Source organism: Geomicrobium sp. JCM 19037, assembly GCF_000698105.1.
Classification (GTDB): domain Bacteria; phylum Bacillota; class Bacilli; order Bacillales; family Marinococcaceae; genus Geomicrobium_A.
In genome coordinates this window covers 187,334-197,300 of the sequence record NZ_BAWZ01000002.1, presented here as the reverse complement: position 1 = coordinate 197,300, position 9,967 = coordinate 187,334, and the positions used below count along the sequence as shown (strand labels likewise).

The 9,967-nt window shown below is 46.2% G+C and carries 13 protein-coding genes; 1 reads left to right on the top strand and 12 read right to left on the bottom strand.

Going from position 1 to position 9,967, the window contains the following annotated elements:
• Positions 1–332: 332 nt before the first annotated feature.
• The 7 genes from JCM19037_RS29800 to JCM19037_RS02150 all read right to left on the bottom strand — a co-directional run bounded on the left by JCM19037_RS29800 (position 333) and on the right by JCM19037_RS02150 (position 5,527).
• Positions 333–1,085 carry a nuclease-related domain-containing protein gene (locus JCM19037_RS29800; RefSeq protein WP_373900235.1) on the bottom strand — a complete coding sequence of 251 codons (753 nt, stop codon included), beginning with the start codon at positions 1,083–1,085 and terminating at the stop codon, positions 333–335.
• A 564-nt stretch (positions 1,086–1,649) separates the two neighbouring features.
• A complete protein-coding gene (locus JCM19037_RS21865; protein ID WP_052363456.1) occupies positions 1,650–1,856 on the bottom strand; it encodes a hypothetical protein in 207 nt (68 codons plus the stop codon).
• A gap of 15 nt (positions 1,857–1,871) precedes the next feature.
• Complete coding sequence (locus tag JCM19037_RS26500; RefSeq protein WP_238544497.1) at positions 1,872–2,909, bottom strand: hypothetical protein; 1,038 nt, start codon at positions 2,907–2,909, stop codon at positions 1,872–1,874.
• Positions 2,836–3,519: a hypothetical protein gene (locus JCM19037_RS26495; RefSeq protein WP_238544496.1), complete on the bottom strand. Its 684-nt coding sequence runs from the start codon at positions 3,517–3,519 to the stop codon at positions 2,836–2,838. Before JCM19037_RS26495 ends, JCM19037_RS26500 begins: the two co-directional genes overlap by 74 nt.
• A gap of 1 nt (position 3,520) precedes the next feature.
• Positions 3,521–3,787 carry a hypothetical protein gene (locus tag JCM19037_RS02160; protein ID WP_042397344.1) on the bottom strand — a complete coding sequence of 89 codons (267 nt, stop codon included), beginning with the start codon at positions 3,785–3,787 and terminating at the stop codon, positions 3,521–3,523.
• 118 nt (positions 3,788–3,905) lie between these two features.
• Positions 3,906–4,379, bottom strand: coding sequence for a GNAT family N-acetyltransferase (locus tag JCM19037_RS02155; protein ID WP_042397343.1), 474 nt, complete (start codon positions 4,377–4,379; stop codon positions 3,906–3,908).
• 53 nt (positions 4,380–4,432) lie between these two features.
• A complete protein-coding gene (locus JCM19037_RS02150; protein WP_042397340.1) occupies positions 4,433–5,527 on the bottom strand; it encodes a CaiB/BaiF CoA-transferase family protein in 1,095 nt (364 codons plus the stop codon).
• A gap of 248 nt (positions 5,528–5,775) precedes the next feature.
• Between JCM19037_RS02150 and JCM19037_RS28955 the strand changes: the two genes are divergently transcribed.
• The gene (locus JCM19037_RS28955) at positions 5,776–6,696 is read left to right on the top strand and encodes a peptidoglycan-binding protein (RefSeq protein WP_152548898.1); all 921 of its coding nucleotides are present in this window, start codon (positions 5,776–5,778) and stop codon (positions 6,694–6,696) included.
• Here the strand turns inward: JCM19037_RS28955 and JCM19037_RS02140 are convergent.
• The 5 genes from JCM19037_RS02140 to modB all read right to left on the bottom strand — a co-directional run bounded on the left by JCM19037_RS02140 (position 6,635) and on the right by modB (position 9,941).
• Positions 6,635–6,967 (bottom strand): hypothetical protein, encoded by a 333-nt coding sequence (locus tag JCM19037_RS02140; RefSeq protein ID WP_042397338.1) that lies wholly within the window; start codon positions 6,965–6,967, stop codon positions 6,635–6,637. The two genes, JCM19037_RS28955 and JCM19037_RS02140, sit on opposite strands and share 62 nt — an antisense overlap.
• A 20-nt stretch (positions 6,968–6,987) precedes the next feature.
• The gene (locus tag JCM19037_RS02135) at positions 6,988–7,542 is read right to left on the bottom strand and encodes a small multi-drug export protein (protein ID WP_042397336.1); all 555 of its coding nucleotides are present in this window, start codon (positions 7,540–7,542) and stop codon (positions 6,988–6,990) included.
• Positions 7,543–7,657: 115 nt separating this feature from the next.
• Positions 7,658–8,326, bottom strand: coding sequence for a hypothetical protein (locus JCM19037_RS02130; RefSeq protein WP_042397334.1), 669 nt, complete (start codon positions 8,324–8,326; stop codon positions 7,658–7,660).
• Between the two features lie 13 nt (positions 8,327–8,339).
• Positions 8,340–9,011, bottom strand: coding sequence for a LytTR family transcriptional regulator DNA-binding domain-containing protein (locus tag JCM19037_RS21855; protein WP_052363455.1), 672 nt, complete (start codon positions 9,009–9,011; stop codon positions 8,340–8,342).
• Between the two features lie 255 nt (positions 9,012–9,266).
• Positions 9,267–9,941 (bottom strand): molybdate ABC transporter permease subunit, encoded by a 675-nt coding sequence (modB, locus tag JCM19037_RS02120; protein WP_042397332.1) that lies wholly within the window; start codon positions 9,939–9,941, stop codon positions 9,267–9,269.
• Between the last annotated feature and the right edge of the window lie 26 nt (positions 9,942–9,967).

Sequence of the window (9,967 nt, the reverse complement as noted above, 5' to 3'; positions counted from 1 at the left end):
CCCTAGCCGGAACAAAAACCAGCGACAAACGCGTTCTTGTCCAGACAACCCTCCTAGCCGGAACAAAAACCGGCGACTCACGCGTTCTTGTCCGGACAACCCTCCTAGCCGGAACAAAACTGCGTGATACGGGCTGGCTTACCTTAACATACCGGCTTGCTGTCGGCACGAGTCGTGCCGAGAAAAATGCGGTATCGGTTAGACCTAGGGCTTCATGCACAGGGGTTGCTTCGGCACCAGAGGTGCGACGTGTCGATAGCTGTTCGGGTTTTACTACCGCCTGTTGCTTCTGCCCGGAACTAAACAAAACACACTTGTTCTCCTCGTTCCACTTACCGCTCATTGGCACTGTCAGTTGTGTCTCGAGCTTCGTAATACGTTGCGGTACCGCTTCCTTTTTTTATGAAGTTTTTAGTAAGGAATCTGCGTATGGACCGCTCTCCTATTTGCTGCGCGCACCAGTCAAATACGATTTGTGTTGTTAGTTTCTTGTTAGGGAATAACTGCATGAATTCGTTGATTGTCCGTGTGACTGACTGGTGTACAGTCTCGTTTATCCCACAAGAAGCACAGGTAAAGTGATTATGCTCTCTTTTCATCACTCCTTTGGCGCAACGCAAGCACACAACTCCTTTACGTAGCTGATCATAAGAATACGATTGCTGTAGCGCAAAGGGATTGGTTGTGAGTTGCTCGGATGTTAATTTCGCGGCGAGTGCATGATGGCTTTTGGACAAAGGGGCAGTTGAGGCGTTGAGGGTACACAAAAATCGGTCAAGTTGAGATGTGAAAACAGCAGGTAGTTGCGGTGGGGCTTGATACAACATGAATTCTGGGTTCATAAACATGAGACGGGATTCGATCGGAAGTGTGTAGCCAAAGCTTTGGAGCAGCTGGCGCAGGAGGGTAACGCATCGTTGCAATTGGTGAAGCGGGTTTTTGATTTCATGGCCGCGGAGCGTCGACCAATAATCTCCATCCACCTTGTAATCTCCGCTATAATTTTTGGCATCAAGATGAAGATCTTTTCGGGGAAAATAATTAAAGTATCTACTTGAAACAATGACTGTTTGTACTGGAGCCATAAATCGTTGAGAATAATGCAGTCGCTCGTTACGGAATTGAGCCACTTGTCGAGATGGCATTCGCCAACAAATCCTTTTTCCAAGCTATGCAGGTGCTCGGGTGCGTCTAAGCGCATACGTTTGTTCAACAGCCTTAACAACGTCAGTTCTGCTGATTTTTCTCGCTCGTCCACGTGTCACTTCCTTTCAAAAAAAGTTACTCCCATTCTACTATAAAAAGGAGCTAGAGGGGTTCCCTCTAGCTACACTACTAAATAATAAATGCTAACAAAAAATAGAAACGACATAGCGACAGACAAGTACGCTCTCGTGCGTTGAAACTGCTGCGTCACTTCCATTACACGCACACACATGAGATACATCCACACCATTCCAACCAAGAAGCTACGATTAGAAAACTGTTGGCGTACTCGATGAGTAGCGGGACGCCGAGAACACCTGGTATGAGTACGACGGGCATACTACGGTTCACTTCCCGCATTTTTCCCGGACCGCCGAAGCCACGTGCACCGGCCCAAAGAATTAACGTTAAGCCAAATTTTGTCACGATCACCATAAGGATCCCTAAACAAACGAGAAGTGTTGGGACAATGGCCATACCGATGAGTAACGAATCAAAGCTTGTGATGACCGAGCGATTGAGTAAGATCGCAATGAGCCCAAAGCTACGCCAATCAGAATTAAAATGATACGGCTATAGTAGGTTCGTTTGTCTGATTGCAAGTACATCTCAAACGCACCACGGTCAAGGGCAATCATGCGTAGTACCATTTATCATCTCCTCCTTTACATATTCCATGGAATTAACGCCCAAACCGCAACGACAAAACAAACAACAACAGCGACAGCGGGACCAATCTTGCTGTTGTATCGATATGACTGAACATCTTTCCAACCGTGAATTCGTTCAACAAGCGCATGATCTCTATCTGTCGTTAAGCGAGACTTGAGCTTGGGCATTCTGTTTGTGACGTACGATACGACGATCATAATGATGAAGCTTAATGGCACAGCGAACATCGCACCAGAGATGCCCATTTCATTTGTTACATGGTGGTCTGTTAGGACAAGGCTCGGCACTACGAACGGAGACAAGAGAATATATACAATGCCTCCGATCACCGATGCTGCGATCGCTCCATAACGATTGGCTTCTTTCCACCAGACGCCCAAAATGACGAGCGGCGCGATGGTCACACCGGCAAGCCCAAATGCCCAGAATATACTGACAACGAGAAACGAAGGTGGATTGACGGCTAGCAATATGCTGGCGATTCCTCCGAGGAAAATTGCCACATAACCTAATCGTACTTTTCCTTTTTGGGTTAACGTCGGTCGCAACGTCGTAATAATGTCTTCAGATAACAATGCACCGATGGCTAACAAGTTCCCGCTTAGTGTGGATACACCGGCTGCGATTGCCCCTGCAATAACGAGTGCAGCTACCCACTCAGGATTATAAACAATATTCAAAATCATCGTCAGCTTATCGGCATCGCCTGCAGAAACGACAAGCCCTTGTGTTTCCGTCGCGTATACGCCAACAAATCCCATGGCGTACGTAGCTGAGAAAACGAGACCGGTGATAAATGCGTACCAAACCATTGCTGACCTCGCACTTTTCAAACTTGATGCTGTGTACACCCGCATCGCCAAGTGCGGCAAACCGAGTGCACCGATTGTGAGTGCAGGAATAAGGGCAAAGAACCATTTGGATGGATACTGATAATCAAAAAACGTCGGAAATGACTCAAGCATGGCTGGAACCATGTCTGAATAGAAAAGTGGTGGGAAAAACCAGCCTGAGCCTCCTAATGCCTTCATAATTGCCCCGAGTGGCACGATAAACATAAGGCGATGATGACCATTTGGATAGCTGCATTATTCGTTGCCCTGTCATACCGCCAATCGTAATGTAGCCAACGATGATGATCCCCCCGACGAACAGTCCCCATATATACGGTACACCGAGAAGTGTTTCAAACGCTACCGCTACACCGATCATTTGCCCGAGGGCATACATAATGGAAATAATGATCATGAAAACGGCTGCGATGATACATGCCCGCACACCATAACGCTCACGGATGAAATGCGTTGGAGAAATGACCCCCATCCGCCGTAAACTCGTTCCGTAAATGATTGTAATTAGCGGAATCGCCAAAATGAGCTGAATCCATAAAATAATGAGCGGCATCTGTAGATTAAGAATAAGCGCTGTAATCCCTAGAAATGTCGCTAAACTCATATACGTCGATGACATTGCCAAACCGTTCGTTAATGCCCCAACTTGACCTCCGGCGACGTACAAATCTCGCACCGACGATTGTTTACGGTTGGACAGATAGCCAACAACATAAAACAATAGAAATGTTATCGCAACAACGACAATCCCAATGATCGGGTTTGATATTTGCCAAATCTCTTCATTCATGTCAGCTCACTTCCTTTCTCGTTTCGTCTTCTGTAACCTCATTCTCAATCGCATCGTCCAATCGATTTCCCATACGCCCTGCAACGATCGTCAACCCCCAAACGCCGAACCAGCCGAAAAGAATTGGAATGATGTAACTGACCGGAAACCCGAACAACAGCACCCCTTCAAACGGAAATACAGAAAAAAACAACCCGACATTCCCGACAACGATAAATGCTAATGCCATGAACAGTGTGAACTTGACCTCTTTTTTGTACGTACGCAACGGCTCATCCTCCTTTTTTGTAAGCGGTTACAATTATACAATGCAAGTTTTGTACCAGCTTTTGTCGTTGAGTTATTGCTATTTGCATAAAGAAAAGATGTAAAGTGTATAGACATCTTTACATCTCTTCCATTAACAAAAATTCAGCTTTAGGGGGTCCCGGGTTATTGAAGCGATCAACCGTAACAAAATTACACTTTCGGTATAAATTAATGGCTCGTTGATTGCTCCGGTTCACACTTAAACGAAAGCGATTCGGTTCAAATGTTTCTCTACCATAGTGCAGTCCAACTTGGAAAAAGGATTGTCCGTACCCTTGCCCAGTGAAGATGGGATTCATGCCGAGGCCGATGTCAAGGGCGTCGCTTTTGTATACGCCATCCTTCTGGCCGCCCGGTACTTGTGCGTCATGACCGTAGCAAAAAAATCCGTACACCGTCCCGTCGGGGCAATGGTATACGTAATAGTTTCCATTTAACAATTCTTCAATTTGTTCGGGTACGTTTTCTAAGTTGTACATTGAATACGGCGGTTCATACGTCCAACTAATAATTTCTAGAGCCGCAGCTTTTGACATCGACGCGATCGTCATCGGGCATGTTCCTTCTATTTTTCCTTTAACATAGCTTAATTTTAGGCGATTGTCTACAGGTCTGAGGCATGATGTCGAAATTGTCCAGCATCTCCGGAGAATTTGATGGGAAAACCGGTTTGGAGCAGTTTGCCGAGTGCTGGGTGCTCGGTTTCGATGATCATTTGCCGTGCTTGGACTTGCGGGTTATTGATGGATTCGGCAACGCTAAGCACCGGGCTAACACACGTTTCTTCTATTGTGAGTTGTTCTATCCACTCGTCTCGTGTTTTGGTCTTGAATAGGTGTGCGAGTTCTTGTTTCATGGATTGTTGAACGTCCGCATTCCCGTTTAGTTGATCAATCCAATCTTCTTTTCCGATGCGTGAGCAGAAGTTCTTCCAAAATTTCGGTTCGAGAGCGGCGACGGCAATGTAACGCTCATCTTTCGTTTGATAAATCCCGTAGCACGCTTTCTGACCGGTAAGGCGGGTGTTGCCTCGCTCGGGTTCTGCACCACCGGCAAGGTATCCGTGTGTGACCGATCCGAGTAACGACATGACTCCGTCCATCATTGATACATCAACGTAGCGACCCGCACCGTCCTGACTGCGACTGACGAGCGCCATGAGTATGCCACTGAGCGCCATCAGCGCCCCTCCTGCGATGTCGGCAATTTGTACACCAGGCACGACAGGTGGGGCGTCTGTATTTCCAGTAATGTCTACTAGACCAGAGGTTGCAATGTAGTTGAGGTCATGACCGGCCATGTTTTGGTACGGACCGGTTTGTCCGTATCCGGTGAGCGAACAGTAGATGATTTGCGGGTTGATCTCTTTCACGGTTTCATAATCGAGGCCAAGTCGTTTCATAACGCCTGGGCGAAAACTTTCCATAATCACATCTGCTTGTTTGCACATGTCGAGCAGTGTGTTTCTTCCTTCTATTGTTTTGAGATTCAGTTGAATGCTGTTTTTGTTTCGGTTTAGCGTTAAGAACCGGGTGCTCTGTCCGTTGATGATCGGTTCAGTCTCCCGGCCGTAGTCACCAGTCGTAGGCGCTTCGATTTTTATCACTTCTGCACCGTAATCAGCCATCATCATCGTGCAATATGGACCGGGCAATAGGCGCGTGAGGTCGAGCACACGAATGCCATGAAGTACTTGCATTGACGTTTCTCCTTTTTTATTTCAGCTTATCCAAACAGGGAATTTCTTACACTTTGGAAAACTGTTAAACCAAAAATCAGCAAATCTATGTAAATATGTAACGAAAGTCAAACAATATCGCCATTCCATTACAACTCGATTTCAATCAGGTTAAATTAGAAGAATTTGCTTGTCTTTGGTTGCGATTGGTTGTTACGATTCACGTTGTGGAATGCGGTAACTGATTAAGACCACTAAGGAGGGTTACGATGTTTAAAGCTAGGAAAACTAAAGGAAACATTGCATATAGCCTAGGCTTTACAGCACTTGCTGCTGGTTTCGCGCTCATGACAGCGCCGATGACAGCAGATGCAAGTGAAGTACTCGAAAACAACGAAGATGTAGAACAACTCCAAGAGAAATTGAATGATAGAGGACTTCTCGACGACGCCGATGTCACAGGCGAGTATAACGCTGCGACGACAGACGCTGTTACAACTTACCAAGAAGAGCATAACTTGCTCACAGATGGGCTTGCTGGTGTACAAACACTTGGCGCGCTATCAAACCTAACACTTGAAGATGAGGGAGACCTCGTTGAAGAGCTTCAATCTGAACTTCAAGCAAATGGATACGACCCAACGTATGTTGATGGCAAATTCGGTCCATTAACCGAAGATGCATTGGTTGAATTCCAATCAGACGCTGGCATTGCCGCTGACGGTATTGCTGGACCAGACACGTTTAGCAACCTCATGTACAATGGGGCGCCAACAAAAGAAACGGAACCTGTAACTGAAACGGAAGAAACCGCATCCGCAGAAACAGAGTCCACGTCTGAAGAATCAACAACGAACAACACTGAAAATGAAACGAGTGGCGGCACAGAAGCACCAGAAGGCGCCACAATGACAATGGAAGCTACAGCGTACACGGCTGAGTGCGAAGGATGTTCTGGAATTACTGCAACAGGCATCAACTTATTGAACGACCGCAATGCCAATGTTGTTGCTGTTGATCCAAACGTTATTCCACTTGGTTCTACGGTTTACGTAGAAGGATATGGCGAAGCAATTGCTGGTGACACTGGCGGTGCGATCAACGGAAATAAGATTGACTTGCACATGGCTACGACAGAAGAAGCATTAAACTTCGGTCGCCAATCTGTAGAAGTAACTGTACTTGACTAATGGTTAAAGAGCGAAGGATCAAAAAATCCTTCGCTCTATTTTTTGCCTTCGTGACAAGCGTCACGATGAGTACGACCGGGCTAATGATAAGTGTTAAGCTCCCAAATATATTGTATAGATTATCATTGTACATATTTAAGAAATTCACACCCCAGTCATCAAGTGTGCCTAAAAAGTTGTTCGTTCCTTGTGTAGGAAAGTTAATCCAATCCATGATTGCCATAATGACAAATATGGCGATCACTCCACTAATGGTATGCACCCACGTCACTCTCATCCACTCCTTATATTTTAAGGGTCAACGATATGGTCGAAGCCAACGAAAGCGCCAAACAGCGCACCAAGTACCCCCCATAAAACGATACTCACGACGTGCCAAAAAATAACGGTTTGTTTCTTTGCGCCTGCCGCTAAAGACGCGAAAGCAGCGATGTGTCCAGATGCATACAACGGCGTGAGAATGGCTAAGCCAGCCACTCCGTATTGCCGATACATCTTCCCTGCTTTCTCAAACCTTGAACGAATGAATCCCCCTTTTTTCTTTGTTTTCCGATTCCTCATTCTCTGAAATAACGCATCAAATGGGAGGATGATGAGCAATACGGAAATTACATTTCCAATGATTGCACCGATGGCTGCCACGACGACGGGCACACCGGTGAAGCTCGCGACGCCTCCAGCAAAGAATGCTTCTAAAAAAGGAATAAACCCGATCGCAACAACAGCGAATGGTACGAGCCATCCGTTCACTTCTGAAAGTTGAATAACGAAGTCTTGAACAGAAATGAACACACGTTGCATCGTGTCTAAAACGAAATTCATGTAATCTTCGATCACGACAGCCACCCTTCCTATCCTTTTTCTACTTCTAGTGTAGGTGGACGGGAAGGATGCCTCAGCAAATTCCGGACACGAGGAGGGAAATGGGTCATGAACGGGGCGAAGCGAATAGTGGGAGGGACTAGAAACTGTGCTTCTTTCTGTTCAATAGATGCAGCGCAACGGGCACACAAATAAACGCGAATAAGCACAGAACGAGGAATTCTCCGACAACTGAAAAGGGATTTGCAATAATGTTTGCGATTGCTTTGTCGAAATGAGCCATTGGCAATATTCCCGGTTCTGACAAGTTTTGATAAATTATTGCCTGGGAAATAAAAAGCAAAAATACCGGTCCTTCCCAAAAACCAACTTCAAGTCGATTGTTGGAGAACGCTGCCGCCACAGCGCCGACTGATGCGAAGAATACGGCAATGGGAACGGTGAAAACGACGATGCCAATCGCATGAATGATTGCAACTTCACTCACCCAAATGGCGAGCGTAATAAACACTACGGTAATGAATAAGGAAATCATTGCCTTCCCAGCTAAAAGCAAAAGAAAAGAGACCCCGCTTTGGTCAAATACGCGCCAGGCATGGAGCTCTTTCTCTTCGACAAGCAAGCTCGCCATGATCTGCATCGGCATTAAGACGAGTGCCAGCGCGATTATAAATGGCAAATCGGGTCTGTTATCAATCATAAAAATCATTAAAAACGTAGCGTACGGAACGAGCGTAATCCAATAGATGGCCCCATTTGTTAGGAGCTGATGGACTTCTTTGTAAAAAATCATTCTCCATAACCTCATCGTGCTCGTCTCCTTACATCTTTAACATGTCTCGTAACGTCGAATAGTTTCCTTTGGATAGCGGAACTTCGCTCTTCTTGCGGTCATCGAGCCGCAGGCTATAACTATTTTTGCTCCATACAATGACTTCTCTTACCCGCTGCAAGTTAACGACAAATGCCCGGTGAGATCGATAAAAGCCATACGGAACTAGTCTGGATTCCAACTCCTTTAAAGGCAGTGCAGACACGAACACTTCTTGGTTCACATGAATGAACGTATGTCCATCTTTACTTTCAACATAGTCAATTTCCAACGGATCAAATAAAATGAACTTGTCATCAACCTTCGCCGATATTTTCTCTAACTTCAACGGTGAGCCTGTTGTCACTTCTTCGGTTTGACTTGATAAACCACGCTCATGAAGTCGGTACGGTTTGCCATATTGCACCGCCTCTTCTAAAGACGTACTCGTAAGCACAACATACCTTTTCTGAAGACGTTTGAGCACTCCTTGAAAAACTTGTTTCGTTTCACGGTCGGCACCTATGATTGGCTGATCAAACAAATAAACATCGGCAGGCATAATTAACGCACGTGCATAATGCAAGCGGCGCTTTTGCATTGCTGTTAATCGTTTGATGCGACGGTCGGCGACATCTGTAAGCCACACGCACGTAAAATGTCGACCTCTTCTCGCTTGCATCCGTACATGCTCGCCACAGACGCAAGTGCTGACGTGGTGTAAGGCGAGTGTATAACCCATCGGACTGCAACGATATGAACCGGTTCGCCACAGGTGTTTCTACGAATAACGGGTCTACATAACATTCATGAAAGGGCTCTAACCACTCGGTATCACCGTGAAGCGCTACCGCTTCTCCGCGAACAATCGTAAATTCACCCTCGGGTAGGCGAACCGCATTCCCTTGAAGTTTCTCGTTGAAATGAAAGAATAAACTCAAAACGACCCTCCTGTTCCTCGCTTTAATCGCTGAACGACTGCAAGCAGAACGAATGCAAAGATGACAATTGAGCCGACCCAATATGCGGCAAGGGTGGTATTTCCCGACTCCACGGCTATATAAATGCTCGTCGGAACCGTTTGTGTGACCCCGTAGATGCTTCCGGCAAACATCATCGTCGCGCCGAACTCACCCATTGCCCGGGCAAACCCTAGCATATACCCCGAGATGAGTGTCTTCCACGTCATCGGTAACGTGACATAAACAAACACTTGCCACTCTTTTGCTCCCATTTGGCGCGCGGCGGCTTCAAGTTCATCATCAATCGTTTCAAAGCCGTTGATTAAAAGCTGATAGATGAGCGGGAAAGCGACAACGGTCGCTGCAATAACTGCTGCGAGATATGTAAACACTATCGGTTGATTAAACAGCAGCTCAAACCATTCACCGATCACACTTCTCCGACCAAAAATGACCAATAATCCAAAGCCAATAACTGTCGGAGGCAAAACGAGGGGAAGCATGAGCGCTGTCTCAACAAATACTTTTCCACGAAAGCTTCTTTTCTTCATCCACCAAGCAAAAATGATCGCAAGGACGAAGGAGAGGATGCTTGCCAAAGCAACAACACGTATTGAAACGAGGATCGGCGTCCAAAACGCTTCAATCATGTTGAGCGCCGATCTCAAACCCATAA

Bases quoted from the DNA above. Each gene is read 5' to 3' on its own strand.
- JCM19037_RS21865 (WP_052363456.1), bottom strand. From the start codon at position 1,856: ATGGTACTACGCATGATTGCCCTTGACCGTGGTGCGTTTGAGATGTAC.
- modB (WP_042397332.1), bottom strand. From the start codon at position 9,941: ATGATTGAAGCGTTTTGGACGCCGATCCTCGTTTCAATACGTGTTGTT.
- JCM19037_RS02150 (WP_042397340.1), bottom strand. From the start codon at position 5,527: ATGCAAGTACTTCATGGCATTCGTGTGCTCGACCTCACGCGCCTATTG.
- JCM19037_RS29800 (WP_373900235.1), bottom strand. From the start codon at position 1,085: ATGGCTCCAGTACAAACAGTCATTGTTTCAAGTAGATACTTTAATTAT.
- JCM19037_RS26495 (WP_238544496.1), bottom strand. From the start codon at position 3,519: ATGAATGAAGAGATTTGGCAAATATCAAACCCGATCATTGGGATTGTC.
- JCM19037_RS28955 (WP_152548898.1), top strand. From the start codon at position 5,776: ATGTTTAAAGCTAGGAAAACTAAAGGAAACATTGCATATAGCCTAGGC.
- JCM19037_RS02130 (WP_042397334.1), bottom strand. From the start codon at position 8,326: ATGAGGTTATGGAGAATGATTTTTTACAAAGAAGTCCATCAGCTCCTA.
- JCM19037_RS26500 (WP_238544497.1), bottom strand. From the start codon at position 2,909: ATGAAGGCATTAGGAGGCTCAGGCTGGTTTTTCCCACCACTTTTCTAT.
- JCM19037_RS02155 (WP_042397343.1), bottom strand. From the start codon at position 4,379: ATGACGATCGCGTCGATGTCAAAAGCTGCGGCTCTAGAAATTATTAGT.
- JCM19037_RS21855 (WP_052363455.1), bottom strand. From the start codon at position 9,011: ATGCAAGCGAGAAGAGGTCGACATTTTACGTGCGTGTGGCTTACAGAT.